This window comes from Petrotoga sibirica DSM 13575, from assembly GCF_002924625.1.
Taxonomy (GTDB): domain Bacteria; phylum Thermotogota; class Thermotogae; order Petrotogales; family Petrotogaceae; genus Petrotoga; species Petrotoga sibirica.
In genome coordinates this window covers 82,065-107,135 of record NZ_JAHC01000005.1, presented here as the reverse complement: position 1 = coordinate 107,135, position 25,071 = coordinate 82,065, and the positions used below count along the sequence as shown (strand labels likewise).

Sequence of the window (25,071 nt, the reverse complement as noted above, 5' to 3'; positions counted from 1 at the left end):
GATAAGTCTAGAATTTCAAATGTTGTTAATCCAAGGAAGAATTTTCTTCCTTGGTTTTTTGGGAGGAAATAAAATATGAAGTGGGGAAAATATACACCTTATCTTTTGCTTGCACCGACACTAATAATTATTGCCCTTTTTATATATTGGCCTGCAATTAACTCCTTTCTAATGAGCTTTTATAAAATATCACCATTTGGTAATAAGAAAATATATGCAGGTTTAGACAATTACATTAAGCTTTTTGAGAATGAGGCATATTGGGATGCGTTAAAGATCACAATCATATATATAGTTACAACGGTAATAATAGTCATTATTTTAGGCTACCTGATCGCACAATTATTAGATAATAAGGTTTTTGGGGTAAGAATTTATAGAACTTTAATTTTTGTTCCTTATGTTATTTCCTTTACTATTGGAGGTGCGCTGTGGACCTTTATGTTGAATCCGGTTGCAGGGCATGTGAATTATATTCTGTCAAGAATCACAGGAGAAAGTATTAATTGGTTAAATCAAGTGCCATATGCGTTAATTTCAGTTATAGTTGCCAGTGTTTGGAAGATGCTGCCTTTTTCAATTATTTTCTACCTTGCAGGGTTACAGTCCATATCGGAATCAATAATAGAGAGTTCTCTTATTGATGGAGCGAACGTATGGCAAAGGATGTGGAAAATAAAATTTCCTATACTTTCTCCCATTACATTTTACTTAGTTATTATGAACATCACCAATGGAATGTTTGAGTCGTTTGGGATCATTGACATTATGACAAGAGGGGGACCCTTAGGAAGCACTACAACCTTAATTTACAAACTATATCAAGACGCATTCTTTTTCCAAAAAACAAGTTTAGCAGCTGCTGAGAGTGTTATCTTATTTATTATTATGTCAATTATCACCTTTCTTTATTTTAGATTTGGTGAGAAAAGGGTTCATTATCAATGAAGGGAGTCAAGCAATAATGAGGAAATCTACCAGAGAAAAAGTTAATTATGTTTTTGTAGAGATAGGTTTAATAATTGAATCTTTTTTCATGTTTTTACCTTTCATACTTGCAATTTCCATGAGTTTTATGGAACCAACGGAGGTTTTCTCTTATCCACCTAAGTTTTTTCCTTCAAGTATCAATTTTAAAAATTACATTACAGCTATACAACTTGTTCCAATGGGCAGAATGTTGTTCAATTCTTTGCTGGTGGCTTCATTTACAACATTAGGAAAGTTAATAACAGGAACATTGGCTGCTTATGCTTTTTCTTCTTTTCAATTTAAAGGAAAGAACATATTGTTTTCCACACTATTTGTAACTTTATTTTTGCCAGCAGAAACGGTTATGATTTTACCTTTGTTTATGCTGATGTCAAATCTGGGTTGGGTTAACACCTACTGGGCGTTGATAATACCTTTTACCGCTTCAGCAACCAATACATTCCTATTTAGGCAACATTTTATGACGATTCCTCGCTCTTTAGAGGATGCAGCAAAAATAGATGGTGCTTCAGCTATGCAATATTTTTTCAAGGTGCTTGTACCTTTGTCTGGGCCAATAATCGCTGGGGCGGCTATTATTAATTTTGTTTATGCATGGAATATGTATCTTTGGCCTTTGATAGTTACCATGCAAGATGACATGAGGACGGTACAGGTTGGCGTAAAGATGATGATCTCAGGAGAGTCCAGTAACAATTGGGGAGTGATAATGGCAGGGACACTGTTAGTTGCTTTACCTACCCTTATAATATTTTTTCTACTTCAAGATTTGTTTGTAAAAAGTTTGGTAAATAGTGGGCTTAAAGAATGAAGTAGGTTTTAACAAAATTAAATAATTATTTAACCAACAAAACCCCAAATGGGGTTTTTTTGATTTGCTTTCTTGTTAAGATCATTTTATGGTAAAATTTAGAAAAATTAGTTAAATATTGAAATAAGAAGGAGATCTGCTGTTGTGGAAGAAAATAAAATATTATTCATAGTCAATCCGGTAGCAGGTGGGGGTAAAGCCCTAAAAGTATGGACAAAAAATATCTATCCTATTTTGGAAAATAAAAAGATATCCTTTGATTATTTATTTACCCAGAAGCCTTACGATGGTTTTAATTTGGCAATGGAAGGGATCAAAAAAGGGTATAAAAAATTAGTTTCTGTTGGTGGAGATGGAACGGTCAACGAAATAGTTAACGCAATAATGTCGCAGGATATTATCGATCCAATCGAAATATCAGTTGGTTCTATAGGTTCTGGCTCTGGTAACGATTGGGGAAAAAGCGTCGGTATACCTGCTAATTATGAAGAGGCGGTAAGCAATTTACAGAAAGACAATTTTATATTGCAAGATGTTGGTAAGGTTGGTTATATTCAAAAAGGCGTTGAAAAAACAAGATATTTTGTGAATGTTGCAGGAATGGGGTTTGATGCAGAAGTCACCTATAAGGCAAATAAAAGTAAAAAAAGATTGTTTGGCAAGCTTTCCTACTCTTTAATTCTGTTGAGCACCTTACTTTCGTTCAAGGATCCCTATATTGAAATCAAAATTGATGGAGAAAAGGTTTATGAAAATCAAGCTTTAACCTTGAATGTTGGAATTTGTAGATACAGTGGAGGAGGGATGATGTTTACACCTAAAGCAAAATACGACGATGGACTTTTCGACATAACTGTAGTTGATAAGATATCTGTTGCTACAATTTTATCAAATTTAAGGAAAATATACGATGGTTCTTTTATAAATCATGAAGCTGTGGAAACCTTTAGAGGAAAATCGGTAGAAATTACATCCAAAGAAAAGCTGTATTTAGAGGTAGATGGTGAATCTTTAGGCCACTCTCCTTTGTATTTTGAAATTTTCCCGCAAAGACTAAAAGTTTTAAGTGGATTATCAATAGAGCATTGATTGGACTGCTGAAAAAAATATGAAAGTAAAAAATTTAATCAATTAATAATATTAGCAGGAGCCACATAAGCTCCTGCTTTTTGAAAAATTATTCCTGGCTTACCAATTTTGGGGGATAACCTATTTCATCCAGTAAGTTTTCTATTTTTTCGGGTTCTTGGAGTGTTTCAACTTCAACTTTTTTGTTTTCTAAATCAATACTGAAATCTTGTACAATACCCGAAGACTTTAACTGCTTTTCTATGTTCATTTTGCAATGTTCGCAAGACATATCTGGTACATCAAAGATATATTTCATTGTTCCACCTCCTATAGTTTTTTTGTAATTCGACTAGAATTGTAAATAACGTTTATGGAACTAAATAACATAGCAATCTCTGCTATAGCTGGGTGAAGGATTCCAACCATTGCCAAAGGTATTGCAATAATGTTGTAGAAGAATGCCCAGAATAAGTTTTGCTTGATTTTTTTAAAGGTTATTTCAGATATCTTTATTGCATCTATTACTTTTGAAATTTCTCCTTGGCTTATTATTACATCCGCAGATTCTATTGCTAAATCCGTTCCGTTACCTATTGCAATACCCATCTCAGATGATTTTAAAGCTGCGGCATCGTTTATTCCATCGCCTATCATAGCTACTTTTTTCCCTTCTATCTGATATTTTCTGACTATTTCTACTTTATTTTGAGGAGATATATTTGCAAAGACTTTATCAATTCCAACCTTTTTAGCAACGGCTCTGGCGGTGTTTTCGTTGTCGCCTGTTACCATTATGGGTTCCATTCCCATTTCTTTTAATTTTTTTATAGCTTCTACTGCATCACTTTTAATCTCATCAGCGATTCTTATGTACCCAACAATTTTTTCATTTTTACTTACCTCTATTACCGTCTCTGCGTTTTCCATAAATTCTTGGTAGGGTTTTGCATCACGTGGTTTACCTATATAGTATTCATTGTTTTTGTATGTTCCAACGATTCCTTTGCCTGTTATTTCCTCTATTTCTTCGATTTCAATGTTCTGATTCTTAATATGCTCATGTGCGTATTCGACTATGGCTTTAGCCAATGGGTGAGTAGAATTTTTCTCTATTTCTGAAATAATAAAAAATGTTTCATCATCTAAATTGTGTTCGATAACTGAAGGTTGGCCTTTAGTTAAGGTTCCAGTTTTGTCCATGAGAATTGTATCTATATCTTTAGCCGTTTGGATGGCTTCTCCATTTTTTATGATCAATCCTTTTTTGGCAGATACAGAACTTGCAGCCACAAGGGCCATAGGTGTTGCTAAGCCAAGTGCACATGGGCACGCTATAACAAGAGTGGCAACAAAAGAAAAAATTGCTGTAGATAGAGGGCCGGCATCTGTAAGAACCCAAGGAATGACATTTGAAGCGTTAATCAAAAAAGGTTGAAATGTTTCATATTGGAAAAACCAAAGCATAAAGCTTAAGACAGCTAAAGAAAAAACCGTTGGTATGAAATACAAGGTTATTCTGTCAGCCAGAGCTTGAATAGGTACTTTAGAGGATGAAGCTTCTTCTACAAGTTTGATCATTTGATTTAGGAATGTGTCTTCTCCCACTTTTTCTACTTTTATTTTTAAGAGTCCAGATTCGAGTATTGTTCCACTCACTACGGAATCCTGCTCGCCTTTTGATACAGGTAATGGCTCCCCACTTATCATAGATTCATTTATCGAAGCTTGTCCTTCTAAGATAGTACCATCTAAAGGAATTTTTTCACCTTGTCTCACCAGTATTAAATCACCTACTTTGACTGTCTCTATGGGTAATTCAACTACACCTTCATTAGTAATTACATTGGCTTTGTCAACTTTCATGGAAAGAAGGAGCTTTATTTCTCTTGAAGTGCTATGTTTCATCCTTGCTTCGATGTATCTCCCTATCAAATTCAAGGTAATCAACATCGATGCAATAGTACCAAAAGAAAGAATATTTAAGCCTACAATTGCTAAAATCGTTGTTGCCCAAGCGGAAATAGCCCCAAGAGAAATTAATGTATCCATATTTGTATGAAGATGAGATAAAGCGATCCAGGAGCTTTTTAAAGTTTTTTTGCCCGGTATTAAGATAGTGGCGCCTGCACCGATTAACTCAATCAATAGCAGAAAAGGAATATTCAATCCACTCATATTTAAGATCATAAGAACCATAAGAGGAATCGTGAAAGCTAATGAAATATACATATCTTTGCGTGATTCTTTGAATCTTTTTTCTATCAAATCCTCTGTAGGCATTTCTTCAGAAACCTTGTATCCAACGTCTGATACAGCCTTTTTGATTTTGTTCATCGGAATAGCTTCTTGTGATATTAATACAGCTTTTTCTGTCGCTAAATTGACGGAGACATATTTTACCCCTTCTAATTTTTTAAGCGCCCTTTCTACATTTTTTACGCATGTAGCGCATGTCATCCCCTGAACGCTGAATGATACTTTATTATTTTCGTCGAATTTTTCTTGAGAATTTGTTGGTTCTAACGATTTTTCTTTGACTTCACTCATTTACTACACCACCTTTTCTAAGTTTTTTTGAGATAATCGAAAACCTCTTCAAGTTCTTCCAATTTTACATTGATTTCTTCGGCATCGTTAGAAGATGTGGCATCTTTCACGCACGTTTCTATGTGTTTTTTCAATATTTCAGAGTGAGCATTTTTTAAAAGGGAAATTGTGGCTAACAGTTGCTTAGATATATCAATACAGTATCTTTCTTCTTCAATCATTTTTATAGCTGCATCAATCTGTCCACGCGCTGTTTTAAGTTTTCTAAGAGCCTTTTCATGTTTCATAAAATCACCTCCTTTTATCCATCCCACCAGGGGAGGGTAAAAAAATTATAAACTATTTTTGTTACGATCAAATTAATATGGATTGTCAAAACAGTAAACCTAATTACTTACTCGCAAGTTACTAACTCGTGAGTAAGTAACTCTAAAGTTAGTGATATAATCCCACAAAATTGATTTTTTGGTAAAAAGCCTAAGTATTGTTTTGTAAAATAAAAAAGACGCCTTATGCAGACGCCTTGTATATTTTCCAACAATCCAATGTGTTATCTAAAAATTAACTAAATCATTTGTTCATATAGTATTCCATTAGTATTTCTGCAACTTCGGCTCTTGTGAACTCTTTTGGTGGTTTTTCTCCTTTTGAAAGCATCTCCCTTACCTTTGTCCCACTGAGGAACACATGGTCTTCTTTTCCGTGTGGACATGTTTTTGCCGTTGCCATGTTTTCACATTTTTTGCAATAAAATGCATGTTCGAATTTTAGTGGTACTATCCCTATCTCTTCGGGTTTAAACTGGTCAAATATCTCTTGAGCTTCGTAAGTTCCATAGTAATTCCCAACACCTGCATGGTCTCTTCCTACAATAAAATGTGTACATCCATAGTTCTTTCTACATATCGCATGAAAGATCGCTTCTTTTGGTCCAGCGTATCTCATGTTAACAGGAAATACCCCTAAAAATACCCTTTCTTTTGGGTAGTACTTGTCCAGTATAACTTCGTAGGATTTCATCCTCACATCAGAAGGAATGTCTTCATCTTTTGTTTTTCCCACCAACGGGTTTAAGAACAAACCATCGACGATTTCAAGCGCTGTTTTTTGTAAATACTCGTGTGCCCTGTGTATGGGATTTCTCGTTTGAAAGGCTACTATCGTTTTCCAACCTTTTTCAGAGAATATCTTTCTTGTATCTTTTGGGTCGAATCTGAACTCTTGAAAGTTTTCGTGCTCTATCCTGTTGAGTAAGGTAATCTCCCCACCTAATGCTATTTCTCCTTGCTCGTATAAAAACTTCACCCCAGGATGGGTTTCGTCTTGGGTTTTGTAAACCTTCAACGCCTCTTCTTCTTTTCTTCTTTCAAACTTTTCTTGAAGATGTAGTATGGCGTACTCTTTTGAATCTTCTTGGTTCTTTATCAATACATCTTCTCCCACTTTTAATTCGTCTGCAATCTCTTTTTTTACCGATAGAATTATTGGAATAGACCATACCGTTCCGTTAGATAATCTCATGTTGTTTAAAACAGAAATGTAATCTTCTTTTGTCATAAACCCTTCTAAAGGGCTGAATAAACCTGTTGCAATGTTTTCTAACTCAGATAGATCAAAATAAGTTACACCTACACTTTTCAACTCTTTTGACCTTTTTAACCATTCTTTTTTTTCTTCTTCAGTAGCTATCTTGTTGACCAATTTTCCACCGTGTGGCTCAATCATTTTTTAGACCTCCATAATTAGACGTTAAGGGGCTTCGCTCCTTTAAGATCCCCAAATTCAAAATCAAAGTTTATTTTAAAAAACTTTTTGCACAAGACTGCAATCAGATAATATCTTTGTTTCTCAAATATTCAATAACCTTTTCAACCGATTCATCTATGCTTTCTGAATCGGTGTTCAAAATTAACTCGGGATTTTCGGGTTCTTCGTAGGGAGCAGAAATCCCGGTAAAATTTTTTATTTCTCCCTTTATCGCTTTTTCGTACATACCTTTTGGGTCCCTGTTTTTCAATTCATCAATTGGACATTTTACGTATATCTCTATGAATTCACCATCTTTTACTAGCTCTCTTACCCTCTGCCTATCTTTTTGGTATGGAGAAATGAAGGCGGTCATAGTAATTATCCCAAGATCTGCAAATAACTTTGCAACCTCTCCTATCCTTCTAATATTTTCTTCTCTATCTTCCGGTGAGAATCCTAAATCACCATTTAAACCATGCCTGATGTTATCTCCGTCTAAAACATACGACAATTTTCCCATTTTCAACAATCTTTCTTCCAATTCATGGGCTATGGTTGATTTTCCAGATCCAGATAACCCCGTAAACCAAAGGATTACTCCTTTTTGTCCTAAAAATCTTTCTCTATCTTCTTTTTTTACCTTCCCAGCATGCCATACAACATTTTCGCTCTTTTTTCTCTCCACTTTTATACCTCCTAAAGCTTTATCTTCTAGTATTTTTAGAAGCTCTGAAGCTTGTTTCAGCTCTCCTTCGCCGGACCGTAGAGGGGTAAACCCCTTAAAAACCCCAAATTTGCGTAACATCATTTGCTTCGCAAATGAGAACATGGAAATTATTTCTAAAGCATTATAAAAGCGTTTTGCACAGATCAGCAAAAGTGCTCCGCCATGTTACCCTTTTAAAATCAAAGTCTTATTTTTGAAAATCTTTTATTTCTAAAGTGTTAACTTAATCCATAATTCTTAATAAAAGCACTCTGTCAAGAAGATTATACTCTAATTAGAGGGTACAGTCAAGTTAACACGCCAGATCATTTGCGGGGTTAGGTTGAAAACGGAAGTAAAATCCATTGTGAGTAAAAAAATAAGGGCGATTGGATTCGCCCTGATATTAGTTTTTAATTATTTATTGTACACTTTCAGCTAAAGATTGTTTAGCAATATTTACGTATTCATTGAACCCATCTGGATCGTTTACGGCAAGTTCAGAAAGCATTTTTCTGTTTATTTCGACGTTAGCCAATTTTAAACCATGAATTAACTCATTATACTTCAATCCTTGTGCTCTGGCAGCAGCATTGATTCGTGTTATCCAAAGGTTTCTGTAATCTCTTTTTTTGTTTTTTCTACCTGCATAAGAGTATTTCCCAGATTTATAATATTGTTGTTTTGCTAATGAATAACGTCTACTCACTGCGCCTCTATAACCTTTGGCCGCTTTCAAATATTTTTTTCTTTTTTTGCGAGAAGAAACAGATCTTTTAATTCTCATCTTTTATACACTCCTTTAACTTAAGTTTAATTCAAATCATTATTTTAGTCCAAGTGATTTCTTGGCTTTATCCGATATTTCCTTAGGTACTTCAACCTCTTTTTTAAGTCTTCTCATATGGCTGCTTTTCTTGAAGCCTGTATTATGCCCAACATTGTTTCTATGTCGAAGAATTTTTCCGCTGCTAGTGACTTTGAACCTTTTTTTTGCTGATCCTTTTGTTTTTAATTTAGGCATCTTGATTCCTCCTAATTTTTAGAATATAGATTACTTATTTTTTGTCCTCAGTGATTGGTTCTAAGATAATATCCATATCTTTACCCAATAATTTTGCCCCTCGGGAAACTTTTGCAATATCGGATGTCTTGGATATCACTTTGTCAAGTATTTCTTTACCTTTTTCTTTAAAAAGTATATCTCTACCTAGGAACATAATTACAACTCTTACTTTATAGCCATCTTCTAAAAATTCCCTTATCTTTTTCAATTTGGTATTGAAGTCATGCTCATCGATTCTAAGTCTGAATTTCATCTCTTTAAGAACTTGCTTTTTTTGTTTTTTCTTAGCTAGTTTTTCCTTCTTCTCTTTTTCATAGATATATTTACCATAATCCATCATTCTGGCAACTGGAGGTTTGGCTTCAGGTGCCACTAAAACTAAATCCACTCCTGATTGTTCGGCTAATTTTAACGCTTCTTTTGTTGACATCTCTCCTAATTTGTTTCCATCTTGATCTATTACCAGAACTTTTCTAGCTCTGATTTCTGCATTTTTAGCGACTTTATCGCTTATATACAATCACCTTCCTTATTTGGCTAATAAAAAAAGAGTGACAGGTATGTCACCCTTTTCTCCTAAACACAAAAATTCTCTTTTCTCAACAAAGAGCCTTTTTTCAAAATTTGTACCCCTGACGGTTTTTTGATCCTTTCCCGGGGTGGGAAGTTAACTACGGGTGACTTCCTCTTTATTTATTATATAATATTAAATTAATTATGGTGGGCCATGCGGGGGTCGAACCCACGACCTACTGATTAAGAGTCAGTCGCTCTACCAACTGAGCTAATGGCCCTATTACATTTTCTAATTATACCTTAACTCTATTTGTTTGTCAAGAAGCGATTTGATCTGATTCTTTACTTGACGAAGATGAAGAAGACTTTGACTTGGATTTTTTTGAATCAGTAATATAAAAACCTTCACCTTTGAAAGAAATTCCAACGTTACCAATCATCTTTTCAGCGCCTGAACCACATAGTTCACAATTAACTTCAGGTGTTTCATTCATAGAATGCAATACAGTGAACTCATAACCACAATTTTTACATCTATACTTATACAGAGGCAATTTTATTCTTCCCCCTTTTTGTATTTATTTATAAAAAATGACAACTAATCATAATGTAGCGTATCAAATTTATGTGAAATTTCATATGTTATGTATGTTAATAGTTTTTTTATTTGTCTATTTGTCCAGTTTCCATATACCATAGATACAGATCTAATTTCCCTAATGGTTCTCCAACGATCTTTGAAAAAGCTCTGAGTTCTTTTTCAAACTTAGTGTACTTTTTTTCGGTCCAAGAAGGTTTGGGGACTTCTTTCACGAGATTATAATCATTCATAACTCTCAATATATGCTTATCTAATATAGCGACGTCTTCTTTTCCAACATTTCTTAAAAAATGGCTAGCTTCTTTCCAACTTATACCTTTTACATTTTCAGCCAAAAATCTTCGACTTTCTAAAATATCTTTTTGAAGTAAGTCTTTCAAGCTCCCGATTATCCATCTGTTTTCAACTATATAACGTGATCTTGCGTTTGGAAACCTATGTCCAACTTCTTTTAGTTTTGATATTAATTGCTCTTCGTTGTAATAAGCGAAACCTTCTTTCGTGATTAATTTTTGAGCTTTTATGCCACCCTTTGCCCTCCAATTTGCCGTTAATACACAAAAAGATAGTTCACTGAATAAGTCCAATTCATCGCCATTTTTTCCAATATCCTTAAACTCTTCAAACCTTCTTTCAACTTCATCCTTAATTGTAAGTTTCACATCTTCTATTTTATTGACCAAAATATCTAAAGAATTTGTTATGTTAGAATGGATCATCTTATTCCTCCAAGATTGTGTCAATTATTACCTTTTTTTCTGTTGGATCTTACAATTAAGAAAAAACCTAAGATCATATAAATTATAAGAGAAATAAAGATTCCAAAAAACTCAGGCTGGCTTAGTTGTTCCCATCCACTTAGTAAAGAATTACTGCCAATGCTAATGGATGTATGCTTTTCCAATAAATAAATGGTATAAAAAGACAGGATAAAACTACCAAATATTACAGAAATGATTGAAATAATTGACTGATAATTCTTTGAAAAGATTATCGCAACAATCACACCTAAGATAGTAAAAATTATCCAGGGAATGTACGAAACGGGAAAAGGTAGATTATTCAACCATTCTCCATTTGAAGAGATGATAAAAGTTCCTATTGAATAACCAACCAAGCCCCCTAAGAGAAAACCACCAACTACAAAGGCTATATTAACCAGATGATAGAATACAAAGCCGAAGATCAAACTAAATATCAAATAAATAAAAAAACTGTAATCACCAAACGTAAGAACAAAATTACTAATTAACGGGATTTTTAGCAAATAAGGTATGACTATGGAATAAGACCCATAAACACCCAAAAGAAAAATAGTAACTTTAAAAGAAATCTTTGAAAAAAGCAAAAGTATTAGAGATAAGGGCAACAAAATATAGACTGAATTAACAAGTAATAAATAAAGATTTGTGAAAGCTTCGTTGCTGATAAAATCTGGAGGAGCCATATGAATTTCACCTCTTTTGTAATTAAAGCAGTATTTTTAAATCTTAAACCAACTAATTGTACCACATAATTTTGATTGATAAAATGAATTTTATGGTATAATTTTAAAAAAGATTTCAGGACCTTTAATTGGTGTGAAAAGGAACAAAATATTTTTGAAAAAGAAAAAATCAAAAGTTAGAAGGAGGAATTAAATTGGGAAGTTTAAGAATCGAAGTTGATGAAGAATTCATTAACGGTTTGATAGATAAAGTTATAGAAGAAAATACTCAAGTACAAGGTCTAAAAAATTTGAATGTACAATTGAGGGAAGATGGAATGAATTTTCAAATGGAGGTTAATTTTTTAGAAAAAGATTCTACAGTAGAATCTTTAATTAAAATTTTAGAAAAGCCGGAAGATTTAGAAAATGGGAAGTTACGTTTATCATTGAGTGGAGATGAAGGGGTTAGAAAGATATTAGAAGGAATATTCTATATATTTTCAGAATTCACCAAAGCTGTTTCTTCAAAAGATTATGAAATTCTTATAGATTTCAATAAAGTAAAAATAAATCCTTTTATTGATACCCTTTTAAAATCTGTAAAAATTTCTCGATTCGTCCTTCAAGATGGAAAGTTTGAATTAGTTCTTGACTTCAAAAAATAGGCGGTGAATAATGAAAGAAATACTTTTGGAAATAGACGAAGAGGCAGCCAAAGAATTCCTGATAAAAGTTTTAGAAAACAGTAAATTACACTTCCTAAAAAGAATATTTGATCATGTGTCGAATATAGAGTTCATCGATAACGAAATTAGGTTCAGGGTATTGATGTTTAAATACTATTTGAAATTAAAGACATATCCTAAACAACTAACAGGTAGATACGAGTTTTTTCATAATATTCCTACAAAAATGATCAAAAAAGAAGAGCTTCCAAAATTTGTAGAATTAAACGACAAGACAATTGTTATCAATATACCTGAAAACCCTGTGAGTAAAAATATAAACATAGAGAAATTTGAAATAAAAAATGAGAAATTAAAGCTTATTTTAGGTCTGAATTGAGAAAGGAGCAATAAATTATGGAAATAAATAACGAATTAATAAAGAAATTAAAAAAACTATCCGGGATTGAACTGAACCCAAGTGAAGAGGAAAGAATAAAAAAAGATCTAAACGCTCTATTAGAGTATCAAAAAATGTTGGATAATATCGACGTTGACGGGGTTGAAGAAATGATTTCCCCGGTTGAATCATTAACTTCCGTTTTAAGAAAAGACGAAGTGGAAGGTTTTGATAACAGAAAAGAAATAATAAACAACTTTCCAGAAAGTAAAGACGGTTTTCTAAGTGTACCGGGGATACATATTAACGAGGAAGAATAATTTGAATACAAAAGGGAAAGTGTACGAAGATAAAGCTGTTTCTTACTTTTTAAATGGAGATTATCAAATAATTGCAAGGAATTTTTCTTACAGGTACGGTGAAATTGACATAATAGTCCTAAAAAACAGGATACTACATTTTGTAGAAGTAAAAGGTGGAAAAGAAACCTTCGGTGACCCTGCTTTTAGGGCAAATACAAAAAAATTAAAAAAAATAATGAAAACAGGAAATTATTTCTTGGCTACTCATAAAAACCTAGAATTTGATGAAATTCAAATCGATGTAATTTCTATAACCGACGATGGACAGATAAATTATTACCCAGCTCAAAGGCTATAAAAAAGTGCCCCTGGAAGGAGTCGAACCTTCATTTGTGGATTAGGAATCCACCGTTCTATCCGTTGAACTACAGGGGCTTACTAAAGACAAAAACTATTATAGCAGAAAATTCGACAGCTGTCAATCGATGGCATTATTAAGCTTAGCTCCTAGTTGAAAGGAAAAATAATATGTTTTAAAGTTTGTAGAAACACTAAAAGATATTATATGGAGGTGTTAAGCATGAAAAAAGCTTTGATTCTAATGATAGCGCTTATTATGTTTGTGAATATGTTTGGGTTAAAGGTTATTATGGTGACGGATGCAGGAGGACTTGGAGATAAATCTTTCAACGATGGTACATGGGCTGGTGTTCAAATGGCTGTTGAACAACTCCCTAATATTGAAGCAGAAATACTTATATCTAAAGAACAAACTGATTACGTTCCAAATCTAACCAACGCTGCTCAAAGAGGAGATGTAGTAATAGGTGTTGGATTCATGATGGCAGATGTTTTGTTCAATATTGCAATGCAGTATCCTGACACTTTTTTCATAGGGATAGACATAGAACCATCTCCTAATCAGGTAATTCCTTCTAATTTAGCTCTTTATACTTTTAAAGAAGAAGAAGGTGGATTTTTACTCGGGTATTTGGCGGCTTCTATGACAAAAACTAATACAGTGGGCTTTATCGGGGGGTTAGAAATCCCACCTGTTAAAAGGTATGAAATGGGGTATCGTTCGGGAGTTAAAGCTTTTAATGAAATCAAAGGGAAAAACGTAACGGTTATTACTGGTTACGTAGGAAGCTTTACAGATTCCTCAAAAACCAAACAAATAGCCCTTTCACATTACAATCATGGAGCTGATATTATTTTCACAGGGGTAACAACTGCAGCTGTTATAGATGCTGCCAAAGAAGTAGGCTCATCATTTTATGGCCTGCCTAATAACGCCTCTTTAAACCAAATTATAGACAAGTACTTTGAAAAAGGGCGAGGGTATTTCGTAATTGGATACGATATGGACCAAGATTATTTGGCACCGGGGTATGTTTTAACAAGTTCAAGAAAAAAGGTTGATGTTGCTGCATTCGAAGGGATCAGATCTGCATTATACGACAGAAATTTTAATTACGGCCATCATGTTCTAGGAATAGAAGATGAAGGTATGGGAATCTCTCCAATGAAGTATACGAAGGGAATGGTTCCAAATGAAGTTATTGCTGAATTAGTTTTTTTGGAAAAACTGGTGAAAGATGGAGAAATTAATATACCAAAAAATGAAACAGAATTAGGCTCTTTTGATGTTAGCTATATAAATATTCCATTTTAAAGAATTCACACAGATGGGTGGGATGCTGGGCGAAGGGGAGCTTAAGCAGATATATGTAACTTAGAATGATCGAGGTATTTTAAAAGTTTTTAAATTCTATAAGCAATTTTTAAAGAAGTTCTAGAGTTTCTAAATATAGTATAAAGGAATCAAAAAAGGAGGATAATATGGATAACGAAAGTTTTACAACACTATTTGACAATGGGAAACATAAATTCATTTTTTTAGGATCAGAAAGAAAAAGTGAAGAAAGTATTCCAACAAACCAGTATCTCATCGTTCATAACGATGAAGGTGTATTACTCGATCCAGGAGGAGTACATGTATTCCCACGGGTTCTTGCTAGTGTTGTTGAGTTTATTGACCTTGGGAAGATTAAACATGTGTTCTATTCTCATCAAGATCCTGATGTATCATCGGGAATAACTTTGTGGGACAGCGTTTTAGAAACTAAATTTTACATATCTAAATTATGGGAGCGGTTTTTACCCCATTTCGGAGTTTTTGAAAAATCAAGAATGGTTTTGATAGAGGACTCCGGAGGAAAGATAAAATTTAAAGATGGTGCTGAATTACAGATAATTCCTGCACATTTTTTACACTCAACGGGAAATTTCAACCTTTACGATCCAACCTCTAAAATACTCTTTTCAGGGGATATAGGAGTATCTGTTTTCCCTGAAGGGAAAGATACGGTTTTTGTAGAAGGCTTCTCAGAACATATAAAATACATAGAAGGATTTCACAAAAGGTATATGGTATCCAACAAAGTTTGCAAAAAATGGGTTGATATCGTTAAAAAGTTGGATGTTGAACAGATGGTGCCACAACATGGAGCTATTTATAAAAAGCCTGAATATAAAGAATTCCTGAACTGGTTTGAATCTTTAAAATGTGGAACAGATCTTATAGATGAAATCTACAAGGTTGGGGCAAAATGAGTGAAAAGGGAAATTATACCGATACCATAAAAGGATTAGCAAAAAGTGTGTATCATGAAAATCTTCTTGTTTCTTTCATTGAAAAGCTTGAGGAGGTTTTGGGAGACAAGTTTAAAGAAGTTAACGATTCATCTAATACCGTTGGAGAAACCCTTGTAGAACTTATAGAAAGTATAAAAAACACTTCAAATGTAATTGAAAAAACAGTTGAAACAGGAAAAGAAGAGAAAAAAAAGATTTCTGTTAATAATGAAGAAATCATCTCCAAATTGAAAAAATTTGGTAAGGACTTTGATGAAGTAGAAAAAGATGTAGAAAAATCATTAGAAAGTGTATCCCATTTAATGGATAATTTCCAAGAAATAGAAGAACTAACTAACGTGATAAAAAACGTTGCCAAACAAACTAACATACTTTCGATAAATGCTTCAATAGAGGCTGCAAGAGCAAAAGAAGCTGGTAGAGGATTCGCAGTGGTAGCAGAAGAAATCAAAAAACTATCATCAGAAACTAACAACGCATCAAGTAAAATCTCTGAAAGAATCACAAACCTTTCAAGTCAGGTATTAGAAGTCAAAGAAATAATCAACAACTTAGAAGCAATATTTGTAACTATAACCGATTCTATTGAATCTGCTCTTGTTACGTTAAGTGGAAATTTAACCTTCATGGATGAATTAACACAAAATTTGGTTGCAGAAAAAGAAGAACTTAAAGAAAACACCAACAACTTACTCGCATCGAAAGAAAACATAGAAGAACTTGTTAACAATATAAACACCTTAGGAAAAGTCTTAAAAACTGTATTGCAAATGCAAAATAAATTGAAAGAAATTGAGATTTAAAAAGTAAGATAATCTCTTAAAAGAGGTAAGGGTACTATGTTGATCACAGTGATCAGTGGGGGAGCCGCTGGATTAATGGCTGCAACCGTAGCGGCATGGAGCGGTGCAAAAGTAAGAATAATTGAAAGAAAAGGTAAACTGGCTAAAAAACTTTTAGCAAGCAGCAACGGAAGGGGAAATTTTTTAAATTTGGATACGAATGAAACCCATTACAATAGCAACAATTTGCCTTTTGTTAAAAAAGTACTTGATATTTTTGGTGTTGTGCAAACACTTAGTGTTTTTGAAGAATTAGGAATAATGGTAAAAGAAAAAGGTACTAAACTATTCCCCTACACAGAAAAATCAAAGGATATCGTTACTAGCTTCATCTATGAATTAGAAAAGCACAATGTGGAAGTCGTACTTAACTTCCAAATTTTTTAGCCAAGATAGGGTTTGAAGATTTGCAAGCACCTGTTAGCAGTTTGAATGATAAAGATATAGAAATGCTGGCCGATAAATTGAAAGACTGGAACTTCGAAGTTGTAGGGACTACAAGTTGGAAAGATTCTCAGGTTTCTTTAGGTGGAATTAATACAACTGAAATAGGCCCTTATACTTTAGAGTCTACAATTGTACCTGATTTATTTTTTGCAGGTGAAGTTATGGATGTAGCTGGAGAAAGTGGAGGATACAATTTGCAATGGTCCTGGTCTACTGGATACTTAGCAGGAAGTACCGCTCCTTCTGAATAAAAAGAAGTATGAAGGGTGTGAATCCAATGGAGATTGGTTTAATACACTACAGGGTAGGAGAAACAGACGGTGTTTCATTAGAAATGGTTAAATGGAAACAAGTTCTTAGAAACATGAATATAAAAACGTATTTAGTCGCTGGAGATATGGGGACTTCCCCTGGATTCAAAATCCCATACATCGCATATACAGACAAAAGAAGTAACATACTGAAACAAAAATCTTTTGTAAATTTAAATAGTTGGGACGAGACTAAGTTTAAAAAAGAAATGAATAGATACATAGAAGATATTTATAATCAACTATATGAAATGATGGATTTGGACGTAATGATTGTGAATAACATCTTTTCATTAGCGCACAATCCTGCAGCAGCTGTGGCTATTTACAGGTTTTGTAAAGATAATGGGATTAAAATGATAGGTCACCACCACGATTTTTACTGGGAAAGAGATTTTTACAAAAATCCAACCAATGATTACATCAAAGATATCTTGGAAGAGTATTTTCCTCCAAAAGATATATCCCACGTTGTCATAAATTCACTTGCACAAGAAGAGTTAAAAAATAAAAAAGGGATGGATAGTCTCGTTATACCTAACGTATTCGATTTTAATCAAAAGCGGTGGGAAATAGACGATTACAACATAAAAATATACGATAAGCTGAACATATCTCAGAACGATCTGATATTTTTACAAGCAACTAGAATTGTCAGAAGAAAAGCTATAGAACTGGCGATCGACACAGTATCAGAAGTAAAAAAAGATTTGAAAAAGTACATTGGGAAAACAACCTTCAACGGTAAAAAGATAACACAAGACACGAACGTATTTTTGGTGTTACCTGGTTTATCGGAAGAATCTGATTATGTAGAAGTGTTGAAAGAATATGCTTCACAAAAAGATGTAGAACTAAAATTAGCTTTTTCTATTTCCGATGACATCAGGCATGAAGAGGACGAAATTTTCTCTCTATGGGATTTTTACGCAATTACCGATTTTATAACCTATCCAAGTATTTTAGAAGGTTTTGGTAATCAATTTTTGGAAGCGATATTCTCTAAAACGCCTGTGTTGATGTTTGAATATCCAGTTTACAAAAAAGACATAGCCCCTTTAGGCTTTGAGGTTGTAAGCCTTGGTAGTAAAGCTGAATATGAAAGAGGCATGTACAGAGTCAACCAAAATGAAATTATTAAGGCAAAAGAAGAAATTTTTCAAATTCTCTTTGATGCCCAAATGGCTTCAAATATCGTTCAAAAGAATTTTGAACTCGGACAAAAATACTTTTCCTATGAAACTTTGGCGAAAAAGTTAAAAAACTTGTTGGTAGAAAAAGCTCATTTGGGCGTCTGATTATCCTTATAGTTGGGCTGCGGGGTAAAGAGGTACTAACAAAGAATAAGCACAGCTTATATAACAAGTTATAAAAAATCTAGTTTTAAACGGGTCACAGGGCGGAGCCCTCCCCCCAAAAGAGTTTAAGGGGCCTCAGGGCCCTTCATAAAAAGGGTGGGGTGAGGGGTAAAAGGGCGCTATAAAATGTCTAAAGGCAATATAAAAAATTAAAGGCAGGGGGAAATAATATGACACTAAAATGGAAAATGGCAGTCTTAATCATCTTGGTATCCATTGTACCTATGGCGTTTTTTATTACATATTCATCATTGAATTATAGCAATATTTTAAAAGAAAACAGGTCTCAATTAATTGAGGTAAACAATTTCCAAACAGCAAACTTTTTAGCTCAGTACATGAATGATCTTGAAAAAGTTACCGCTTCAATCGCTAATGATCCGGATGTCATTAATTTGTTCGAACAGTCACGAGAAGAAAGAGATAGAATGTATAAAAAGCTTCAAAATATCCTTGATGAATACCCTGAATTCACATCTATTAATGTAGGCTCAAAAAATGGGGATGCTTTTGCAAGGCCACTAGAGTACGAAAACAGCCTAGCAAGTGATTATGATCCAAGAGCAAGGCCATGGTACAAAGGTGCACTTCAAAAGCCACAAGAAGTAGTGGTATCAGATCCTTTCGTGCAATCAGTAACAGGCAATACAATAGTTACCCTTTCAAAGACTATAAAAAACCCTAAAAATGAAATAGTCGGAGTAGTGAGGATGGAACTATCTATGTCCAAGATTTATGAAATTATTAGTAAGAATTTAGGGACAGGAGAAACGATTTTTGTAATAAACCAAAATGGTCAGGTTATCTTTCATCCTGAAAGTGATACAGTTGATCAAGACATTTCACAAGAAGAGTACTTTAAAAATTTAACTCAAAAAAGTGGTTCTATGTATATTCAAAACGGATCAACTTTTTTAGCTTACAATAAAATTAATGACCCAAATTGGACGGTTATTACTCAAGTTGATACTGAAAATTTATTCAGTGAAGTAAGATCTACCACGAACTTCACTCTTATTCTCTTCACAATAATAGCCGTAGCTGCAGTAATAGTAGGTATTTTATTCGTCATTTACAACATTATAAAACCAATGAATAAACTGAAGACGTATCTTTCAGAGGTAGGAGAAGGTAATTTATCAACTTCCGTTGAAATAAACTCCAAAGACGAAATTGGACAAATGGCAGATTCACTAAATCAAGCGATAAGTGCTTGGAAAAACTCTATAATCTCAATAAGAGAAGGCTCTTTAAAGATCGACAGTTCTGCTATGGAATTACTCAATATTTCTAAAAACAGTTCTCAATCGGCACAAACCCTTTCGGAAAAGGCTGCTGAAATAAGTGAAAACGCTGAAGATACTTCCGCCTCCGTTGAAGAGGTTACATCAGGGATTCAGGAAATATCGGCAGCCGCTCAAAATGTTTCTAAATCAGCTCAAGAACTTAACACCGCTGCTTCAGAAACAGAAAATGCCGCCAACGAAGGACTTGAGTCTATAAAATCTATAGATAAAACGATAAAAGAGGCTGTGGATAAATCTAAAAAAACCCAGAATGTGGTTAAAGCCCTAATAGAAAGATCTGAAAACATTGGTAAGATCGTTAACACGATAAATTCTATAACAGAGCAAACTAACCTTCTAGCCTTGAACGCTGCTATAGAGGCAGCAAGAGCAGGAGAAGCAGGAAAAGGATTCGCAGTTGTAGCGGATGAGATAAGAAGTTTGGCAGAAGATTCCAAAAACGCAACTTCACAAATCGAAAAAATGCTTGAAGGTATTAAAAACAGTACCAACGTCGTAAATGACAGCACAAACGAAACCGTTGGAATAATACAAAATATCAACGATCAAATGTACGGTATAAACGATAAATTCCAACAAATTTTAAACATGGTAAAAAATTTAAACAGCGGAATAGACAATTTAACAGCAACTTCGCAAGAACAAAGCGCAAGCACAGAAGAAATGAGTTCAGCCATGGATAGAGTCGCACAAGCGATAACCTCTATTAGCGAAAGTTTGAGTGAGATAACCAATTCAATTAACACCCAAAAAGAAGACGCAAAGAAGATTGAAAAGAACTCTCAAGAACTCTCTACTTTATCGGAAGAGCTTTCGGAACAGTTGAAAATATTCAGACTGTAGGAGAATTTATCTTGATTAAACTGTACTTAGGTTACTATTTAGAAGCACTCACCGACAACCAACTTGAAGTTTTAGACAAACTCAAATTTGAAACTTACGATAGAGAAAACATCCTTAGATTCAGAAAAGAAGTGAAAAACAAGAAGGAAATAGTAGAAGTACTAAAAATCTTAAAAACCTTTGAAATCGTTCCTGGTTACGCACTTCAAAAAGACGATGATTTCTATGATTTTGACGATGAAACAACTAAAAAAAATGAAATAATTATTGATGAACTGGGAGAAGGATTCCTGTTATTCCTTCTCTCAATTTTAGAAAAAGAAAAAGAAGCCATACAAAAAGACAGAGAAACCCTAAAAGGAATCATAGAATCCTTATCATATGATTACATGGTCCAGATAAATATATGGAACAGATACGGCTATGCAAGGTTGTATATAAAGCAAGAAAATGAAGATATCGGTTTTTTAGATTTAATACACAATTGGTACAAAAGCGAACCTGAATACGAAAAATTCTTCAAAGACCTAATGAAAGACAAAAGAATACTAAATTTATCACAGTATTTCTTAAAAAAAGAAGGATACATAAAATAACAAAATTAGTTGGTTACAATGTATGGCGTAGATATTGACAGATAAATTAAGGGGTTGGTATAAAAACAGGGGAAAGATCTATAATAACGAAAAGGAAGAAGATTATGTGGATAGGTAAAATTGAAGTACCTGAAGAGCTTATTAATGCTCAAGCTGAGAGAAAACTGGTTATATTTGCTGGTGCTGGAGTATCCATGAGTCCTCCGTCTAATCTACCTAATTTCGAAAAATTGGTCAGAAAGGTTGAATCTAAAACAGGTAATTTGTTGAGATGGGAATCTGAGAAAGAAGCACCTGATCTTTTTTTAGGGCGTCTCTAAGGAAAAGGTCCCAGGGTTCATAAATTAGTCTGGGAGAGAATAAAGAATCAAGAATCAGAACCCACAGAATTTCATTACGCTCTTTTATCGTTATTTCGCAACCCTGAAGAAGTTCGGATTGTGACCACTAATTTTGATATGCATTTTACTAAAGCTGCAGTCAAAAATTTTCAGGGTAAAGTCCCCATATATCGAGCTCCTGCCCTTCCGTTGGGTCATCAATTCAGTGGCATTATTTATCTTCACGGCTGTGTAGACCAGAAACCAGAAGAATTAATCCTCACTGATAAGGACTTCGGTCGTGTCTACCTTACAGAAGGCTGGGCCACACGTTTTTTGGTAGAGGTATTTGGTAACTATAAAGTTCTCTTTGTTGGTTACAGTCACAATGATCTCCCTATGGAATACCTGGGGCGTGGTCTTCCACCCGAGACTACGCGTTTTGCCCTTGTTCCTGAGGAAGAGACAGAAAAGTAGAAGTACAAGGGAATAAAACCAATTCCGTATAAGCATAGCCCCGACGACCAAAATCATAAAGCCCTTGTTGAGTCTGTAAAATCTTGGGCAGACCAAACCAGAATGGGACTTGTAGAACATGAGAAACTCATTAAGGACATAGTGAAGTCGTCACCGTAGTCCCTTGATAAAGAAGAAGCCAGCTATATTGAAGAAGTTATCAAAGACTCGATAAAGGTGAACATATTTACAAAATATGCTGAGAGTGTGGAATGGTTGCAATGGGCTGAGGGGAAGGGCGTCTTCAAGCCTCTCTTTAGTTTAAACAACCCTTCAGGTGAAATCAGTAGTGTTTTTGCTAAGTGGTTCGCAGAAAAATATGTATGCCGTTACCCAGAAGATGCTTTAGCCGTGGTACAAAGGCAAGGTCAGATATTCAGTCCTTTGCTCTGGAAGAATATAGCTGTAAACCTAGGCTTTTCCGAATCAATTCCCGAACCTACGATTCTTGCTAAATGGGTAGAGATCTTGTTAACAGCTCCCATCTACCCTTCAACACAAGGAAAATCTTTAAATTTTTATTACAAAAGTGTTGTCGTACTGAATATGCCACTATAGCGATTCGTATTTTCAAGTACCTTTCTACTCCATACTTGGTTTTAGAACCATCCTTTGCTCTCTCTCTCAGAGAAGACCAAGAGGGTAAGCAGGTTGATTTTAAAGTAACTATACCAGGTGATGATTACCTTTTCAATGAGGCATGGAATAAATTTTTTAAACCTAATCTCAAACAATTCGTTCATGAGCTAGCCCCAATAATTACAGATCAACTAAAAAGTGCCCATCGTTTATTGTGTAGCGTTGGTTGTGCTAACGATAAGTGGGATCCGGTCAGCTTTAAGCGATCTGCCATTGAACCTCATGAACAGGACCAACATTCTGACAGCTTAGACCTACTAATTGATTTTGCCAGGGATATCATAGAATTTCTCCTCGAGGATGATCCTAAACGAGCTCAAACTATTATTCAAGAATGGACTTTATCCGACACACCGATACTTGATAGGTTGGCAATTTACGGTGTAACAATTGACAGCAATTGCAGCCCCAATGAAAAGCTTCAAAAACTTTTAGCAAACAATTGGCTTTTTGTTCATGACCTTAAACATGAGGTTTTTCAATTGCTTAAAGTTGCTTATCCTAAAGCTGACGAAACTATTCGTCAAAGCCTTTTAAAGAATGTTGAAACTCATTTAGCGAATTGTGAAAGAAATGAGAAAGATCCTGCTACTTTAAAAAGTCGAAACTATGAAGTTTACAATCTATTATATTGGTTAAAGCAAAATGCTCCAAATTGTTCATTAGCGCACCAGAAGTTTAAGGAATTTCAAGACAAGCATACTGATTTCCAACCCAGAGAATATCCTGATTTAGATTGGTATATCTCGATGAAGTGGGGGCATCAAAGCCCTGTAACCCATGAAGAACTTCTTTCCAAACCTGTTTCGCAGATAATTGAATTTTTGATAACCTATCAAGAAAAGGAAATTTTAGGGCCTGATAGAGAATGGCTTTTGTCTGCGGTTCAGAAAGCTGTAGCTTACTCTTTTCAGTGGGGCTTTGATCTAATTAAAGAACTTGAGGCAAGGGAAGAATGGGACACTGACCTATGGGATGCTATTATTTCTGGATGGCGGTTAACCAATTTAACTGAAGCTCAGTGGAAACAAGTGTTGCAATTCTTAGAACATTTCAAAGAAATATGGAGGCATAGATATAGTATAGCCCAACTGTTGAAAGAGAAGGTCAAAGCAAGCGAAGGAAGTTTGCCAACCTTGCTATTGCCTTTTGCAGAAACTATTGTAGATCGTCTATGGCAAGAAGTAGAGGAAGACGATGAAAAAGAAATACTGAATAATATCAATGACTGGTTAACAACGGCCATTAACCACGTTGGAGGGATAATTACAGAATTCTGGCTTTTAGCCCTGTATAGGTACCAATCCCAAAATGAAAATGAACGGCAGGCCATACTTGATGAGTACAAATGTCGTTTTGAGAGAATTATATCAGCAAAATCTAATACAGCTGCAATGGGTCGGGTTATACTTGCCAGCCAACTGCATTTTTTATTTTCTCTTGACCATAAATGGACTCGTGAAAAGATATTACCTTTACTTAATTGGGATATTGATGCCCAGCGTGCCGAACAGGCTTGGGAAGGATATCTTCGGTGGGGGAAATGGAATGAGGCATTATTGCCAGACCTGCTACCTCTATTTGAGCAGGCTTACAATAATCTTCCGAAAGATTCAGAATCATACGATCTTCTTTGTGTTCATTTGGCCAGTATTGCTGTGCGAAGTTCAATAGATCCTATTCAGAGTGGCTGGTTAGACAAATTTATAGAAAATGTAGATGAGAAGACAAGGAAAAAGTGGGCTGCAGAAGTTACCAATCAACTTACCTCTCTTCCCCAAGAAGCAATTAAAGAAATATGGGACAAATGGATTAGAAATTACTGGTCCAGACGAATTGACGGTATTCCTGTTCCTTTGAGCTTGGAAGAAGCAGGGGCTATGGTAGAATGGGTTTTGGCATTGCATCCGGTCTTTTCTGAAGTGGTAGCTTTAATTGTCGCTGGGCCTATCCCAGTTTTAAAATTACCAGAAATGTTTTATTATAGGTTAGATAAAGAAAATTTTGGAGAAAAATATCCGCTAGATACAACTCGATTGCTGAATCACCTTCTCAAAGGAGAAAGTCGTTCCTTTTATCGCTGTCACGAACTAATAAAGCTTTTCGATAACATTTCCAAAAACTTACCATCAGACGATATAAAACCTCTTAAAGAACATCTTATTCGTTTGGGCTGTTTCCCATAAAGTTAAAAAGAGGGGTTAAACTACGTAAATTAAGCTGTTTCTCAAGATTACTAAAAAATTTGAAGAATTAATACGCTCCCTCAAGTGATTAAGGTTTCAGAAAGATTTACAAAGAAATATACTACCATCATAGCTAATCTGGTCAGCTATATATAAAGCATTGAGAAAAAATACTTGGAAAATCAGTTCTTT

At 34.5% G+C, this 25,071-nt stretch carries 30 protein-coding genes and 2 tRNA genes; 19 read left to right on the top strand and 13 right to left on the bottom strand.

Going from position 1 to position 25,071, the window contains the following annotated elements; genetic code table 11:
- The first annotated feature begins 75 nt into the window (after positions 1-75).
- From AA80_RS01435 to AA80_RS01425, 3 genes are all read left to right on the top strand, one after another.
- Complete coding sequence (locus tag AA80_RS01435; RefSeq protein WP_103876093.1) at positions 76-948, top strand: carbohydrate ABC transporter permease; 873 nt, start codon at positions 76-78, stop codon at positions 946-948.
- A 16-nt stretch (positions 949-964) separates the two neighbouring features.
- The gene (locus AA80_RS01430; protein ID WP_103876092.1) at positions 965-1,804 is read left to right on the top strand and encodes a carbohydrate ABC transporter permease; all 840 of its coding nucleotides are present in this window, start codon (positions 965-967) and stop codon (positions 1,802-1,804) included.
- Positions 1,805-1,948: 144 nt separating this feature from the next.
- A complete protein-coding gene (locus AA80_RS01425) occupies positions 1,949-2,893 on the top strand; it encodes a diacylglycerol/lipid kinase family protein (RefSeq protein ID WP_166667764.1) in 945 nt (314 codons plus the stop codon).
- An 88-nt stretch (positions 2,894-2,981) separates the two neighbouring features.
- Here the strand turns inward: AA80_RS01425 and AA80_RS01420 are convergent, their stop codons facing one another.
- The 12 genes from AA80_RS01420 to AA80_RS01365 all read right to left on the bottom strand — a co-directional run bounded on the left by AA80_RS01420 (position 2,982) and on the right by AA80_RS01365 (position 11,507).
- A complete protein-coding gene (locus AA80_RS01420) occupies positions 2,982-3,191 on the bottom strand; it encodes a heavy-metal-associated domain-containing protein (RefSeq protein WP_103876090.1) in 210 nt (69 codons plus the stop codon).
- An 11-nt stretch (positions 3,192-3,202) separates the two neighbouring features.
- A complete protein-coding gene (locus tag AA80_RS01415) occupies positions 3,203-5,422 on the bottom strand; it encodes a heavy metal translocating P-type ATPase (RefSeq protein WP_103876089.1) in 2,220 nt (739 codons plus the stop codon).
- A gap of 17 nt (positions 5,423-5,439) precedes the next feature.
- Positions 5,440-5,709, bottom strand: coding sequence for a metal-sensing transcriptional repressor (locus AA80_RS01410; protein WP_103876088.1), 270 nt, complete (start codon positions 5,707-5,709; stop codon positions 5,440-5,442).
- Positions 5,710-5,992: 283 nt separating this feature from the next.
- Positions 5,993-7,147 (bottom strand): sulfate adenylyltransferase, encoded by a 1,155-nt coding sequence (sat, locus tag AA80_RS01405; RefSeq protein WP_103876087.1) that lies wholly within the window; start codon positions 7,145-7,147, stop codon positions 5,993-5,995.
- A 103-nt stretch (positions 7,148-7,250) separates the two neighbouring features.
- Positions 7,251-7,856, bottom strand: a complete 606-nt coding sequence (gene cysC / locus AA80_RS01400) for an adenylyl-sulfate kinase (protein WP_103876124.1) — start codon at positions 7,854-7,856, stop codon at positions 7,251-7,253.
- A gap of 442 nt (positions 7,857-8,298) precedes the next feature.
- Entirely contained in the window at positions 8,299-8,664 is a 366-nt protein-coding gene (gene rplT / locus AA80_RS01395; RefSeq protein ID WP_103876086.1) for a 50S ribosomal protein L20, read from the bottom strand.
- A 39-nt stretch (positions 8,665-8,703) separates the two neighbouring features.
- The gene (locus tag AA80_RS01390; protein WP_103876085.1) at positions 8,704-8,901 is read right to left on the bottom strand and encodes a large ribosomal subunit protein bL35; all 198 of its coding nucleotides are present in this window, start codon (positions 8,899-8,901) and stop codon (positions 8,704-8,706) included.
- Positions 8,902-8,935: 34 nt separating this feature from the next.
- Positions 8,936-9,463, bottom strand: coding sequence for a translation initiation factor IF-3 (infC, locus tag AA80_RS01385; protein ID WP_103876084.1), 528 nt, complete (start codon positions 9,461-9,463; stop codon positions 8,936-8,938).
- Between the two features lie 198 nt (positions 9,464-9,661).
- A tRNA-Lys gene (locus AA80_RS01380) sits at positions 9,662-9,737 on the bottom strand.
- 39 nt (positions 9,738-9,776) lie between these two features.
- Positions 9,777-10,013 (bottom strand): FmdB family zinc ribbon protein, encoded by a 237-nt coding sequence (locus AA80_RS01375; RefSeq protein WP_103876083.1) that lies wholly within the window; start codon positions 10,011-10,013, stop codon positions 9,777-9,779.
- Positions 10,014-10,122: 109 nt separating this feature from the next.
- Complete coding sequence (locus AA80_RS01370; RefSeq protein WP_103876082.1) at positions 10,123-10,779, bottom strand: N-glycosylase/DNA lyase; 657 nt, start codon at positions 10,777-10,779, stop codon at positions 10,123-10,125.
- A 20-nt stretch (positions 10,780-10,799) separates the two neighbouring features.
- Positions 10,800-11,507, bottom strand: coding sequence for a hypothetical protein (locus AA80_RS01365; protein WP_103876081.1), 708 nt, complete (start codon positions 11,505-11,507; stop codon positions 10,800-10,802).
- A gap of 194 nt (positions 11,508-11,701) precedes the next feature.
- On the opposite strand from AA80_RS01365, the gene AA80_RS01360 reads away from it, so the two are divergent.
- The 4 genes from AA80_RS01360 to AA80_RS01345 are packed head-to-tail and all read left to right on the top strand — an operon-like array spanning position 11,702 to position 13,214.
- Entirely contained in the window at positions 11,702-12,154 is a 453-nt protein-coding gene (locus AA80_RS01360; protein WP_103876080.1) for a hypothetical protein, read from the top strand.
- A 10-nt stretch (positions 12,155-12,164) separates the two neighbouring features.
- Positions 12,165-12,554, top strand: a complete 390-nt coding sequence (locus AA80_RS01355; RefSeq protein ID WP_103876079.1) for a hypothetical protein — start codon at positions 12,165-12,167, stop codon at positions 12,552-12,554.
- Between the two features lie 17 nt (positions 12,555-12,571).
- The gene (gene gatC / locus AA80_RS01350) at positions 12,572-12,874 is read left to right on the top strand and encodes an Asp-tRNA(Asn)/Glu-tRNA(Gln) amidotransferase subunit GatC (RefSeq protein ID WP_103876078.1); all 303 of its coding nucleotides are present in this window, start codon (positions 12,572-12,574) and stop codon (positions 12,872-12,874) included.
- A 1-nt stretch (position 12,875) separates the two neighbouring features.
- Positions 12,876-13,214: a YraN family protein gene (locus tag AA80_RS01345; RefSeq protein WP_166667830.1), complete on the top strand. Its 339-nt coding sequence runs from the start codon at positions 12,876-12,878 to the stop codon at positions 13,212-13,214.
- Positions 13,215-13,219: 5 nt separating this feature from the next.
- On the opposite strand, the gene AA80_RS01340 is transcribed toward AA80_RS01345, so the two are convergent.
- Positions 13,220-13,291 (bottom strand) — tRNA-Arg (locus AA80_RS01340).
- A 145-nt stretch (positions 13,292-13,436) separates the two neighbouring features.
- Between AA80_RS01340 and AA80_RS01335 the strand changes: the two genes are divergently transcribed.
- From AA80_RS01335 to AA80_RS09945, 12 genes are all read left to right on the top strand, one after another.
- Positions 13,437-14,531, top strand: a complete 1,095-nt coding sequence (locus AA80_RS01335) for a BMP family lipoprotein (RefSeq protein ID WP_103876076.1) — start codon at positions 13,437-13,439, stop codon at positions 14,529-14,531.
- 167 nt (positions 14,532-14,698) lie between these two features.
- Positions 14,699-15,472, top strand: a complete 774-nt coding sequence (locus AA80_RS01330) for an oxygen-binding di-iron domain-containing protein (RefSeq protein ID WP_103876075.1) — start codon at positions 14,699-14,701, stop codon at positions 15,470-15,472.
- Entirely contained in the window at positions 15,469-16,317 is an 849-nt protein-coding gene (locus AA80_RS01325; protein WP_103876074.1) for a methyl-accepting chemotaxis protein, read from the top strand. Before AA80_RS01330 ends, AA80_RS01325 begins: the two co-directional genes overlap by 4 nt.
- A gap of 36 nt (positions 16,318-16,353) precedes the next feature.
- Positions 16,354-16,743, top strand: a complete 390-nt coding sequence (locus AA80_RS01320; RefSeq protein ID WP_103876073.1) for an NAD(P)/FAD-dependent oxidoreductase — start codon at positions 16,354-16,356, stop codon at positions 16,741-16,743.
- A gap of 20 nt (positions 16,744-16,763) precedes the next feature.
- A complete protein-coding gene (locus AA80_RS01315; protein ID WP_166667829.1) occupies positions 16,764-17,054 on the top strand; it encodes an NAD(P)/FAD-dependent oxidoreductase in 291 nt (96 codons plus the stop codon).
- A 26-nt stretch (positions 17,055-17,080) separates the two neighbouring features.
- Entirely contained in the window at positions 17,081-18,412 is a 1,332-nt protein-coding gene (locus AA80_RS01310; protein WP_166667828.1) for a glycosyltransferase family 4 protein, read from the top strand.
- 230 nt (positions 18,413-18,642) lie between these two features.
- A complete protein-coding gene (locus AA80_RS01305; protein ID WP_103876070.1) occupies positions 18,643-20,622 on the top strand; it encodes a methyl-accepting chemotaxis protein in 1,980 nt (659 codons plus the stop codon).
- A gap of 11 nt (positions 20,623-20,633) precedes the next feature.
- Entirely contained in the window at positions 20,634-21,218 is a 585-nt protein-coding gene (locus AA80_RS01300) for a hypothetical protein (protein ID WP_103876069.1), read from the top strand.
- Positions 21,219-21,322: 104 nt separating this feature from the next.
- Entirely contained in the window at positions 21,323-21,538 is a 216-nt protein-coding gene (locus tag AA80_RS09960) for a hypothetical protein (RefSeq protein ID WP_166667827.1), read from the top strand.
- Positions 21,539-21,658: 120 nt separating this feature from the next.
- Positions 21,659-22,015 (top strand): SIR2 family protein, encoded by a 357-nt coding sequence (locus tag AA80_RS09955; RefSeq protein ID WP_166667826.1) that lies wholly within the window; start codon positions 21,659-21,661, stop codon positions 22,013-22,015.
- Positions 22,016-22,231: 216 nt separating this feature from the next.
- Positions 22,232-22,612, top strand: a complete 381-nt coding sequence (locus AA80_RS09950) for a hypothetical protein (protein ID WP_169960591.1) — start codon at positions 22,232-22,234, stop codon at positions 22,610-22,612.
- 233 nt (positions 22,613-22,845) lie between these two features.
- Entirely contained in the window at positions 22,846-24,879 is a 2,034-nt protein-coding gene (locus AA80_RS09945) for a DUF4020 domain-containing protein (protein WP_166667824.1), read from the top strand.
- Positions 24,880-25,071: the final 192 nt, after the last annotated feature.

Coding starts and splice junctions, on each gene's coding strand:
- AA80_RS01330 (WP_103876075.1), top strand. CDS start 14,699: ATGGATAACGAAAGTTTTACAACACTATTTGACAATGGGAAACATAAA.
- AA80_RS01310 (WP_166667828.1), top strand. CDS start 17,081: ATGGAGATTGGTTTAATACACTACAGGGTAGGAGAAACAGACGGTGTT.
- AA80_RS01420 (WP_103876090.1), bottom strand. CDS start 3,191: ATGAAATATATCTTTGATGTACCAGATATGTCTTGCGAACATTGCAAA.
- AA80_RS01390 (WP_103876085.1), bottom strand. CDS start 8,901: ATGCCTAAATTAAAAACAAAAGGATCAGCAAAAAAAAGGTTCAAAGTC.
- AA80_RS01355 (WP_103876079.1), top strand. CDS start 12,165: ATGAAAGAAATACTTTTGGAAATAGACGAAGAGGCAGCCAAAGAATTC.
- AA80_RS01430 (WP_103876092.1), top strand. CDS start 965: ATGAGGAAATCTACCAGAGAAAAAGTTAATTATGTTTTTGTAGAGATA.
- AA80_RS01415 (WP_103876089.1), bottom strand. CDS start 5,422: ATGAGTGAAGTCAAAGAAAAATCGTTAGAACCAACAAATTCTCAAGAA.
- gatC (WP_103876078.1), top strand. CDS start 12,572: ATGGAAATAAATAACGAATTAATAAAGAAATTAAAAAAACTATCCGGG.
- AA80_RS01320 (WP_103876073.1), top strand. CDS start 16,354: ATGTTGATCACAGTGATCAGTGGGGGAGCCGCTGGATTAATGGCTGCA.
- AA80_RS01410 (WP_103876088.1), bottom strand. CDS start 5,709: ATGAAACATGAAAAGGCTCTTAGAAAACTTAAAACAGCGCGTGGACAG.
- rplT (WP_103876086.1), bottom strand. CDS start 8,664: ATGAGAATTAAAAGATCTGTTTCTTCTCGCAAAAAAAGAAAAAAATAT.
- AA80_RS01370 (WP_103876082.1), bottom strand. CDS start 10,779: ATGATCCATTCTAACATAACAAATTCTTTAGATATTTTGGTCAATAAA.
- AA80_RS01365 (WP_103876081.1), bottom strand. CDS start 11,507: ATGGCTCCTCCAGATTTTATCAGCAACGAAGCTTTCACAAATCTTTAT.
- AA80_RS01335 (WP_103876076.1), top strand. CDS start 13,437: ATGAAAAAAGCTTTGATTCTAATGATAGCGCTTATTATGTTTGTGAAT.
- AA80_RS01305 (WP_103876070.1), top strand. CDS start 18,643: ATGACACTAAAATGGAAAATGGCAGTCTTAATCATCTTGGTATCCATT.
- AA80_RS01325 (WP_103876074.1), top strand. CDS start 15,469: ATGAGTGAAAAGGGAAATTATACCGATACCATAAAAGGATTAGCAAAA.
- sat (WP_103876087.1), bottom strand. CDS start 7,147: ATGATTGAGCCACACGGTGGAAAATTGGTCAACAAGATAGCTACTGAA.
- AA80_RS09960 (WP_166667827.1), top strand. CDS start 21,323: ATGTGGATAGGTAAAATTGAAGTACCTGAAGAGCTTATTAATGCTCAA.
- AA80_RS01435 (WP_103876093.1), top strand. CDS start 76: ATGAAGTGGGGAAAATATACACCTTATCTTTTGCTTGCACCGACACTA.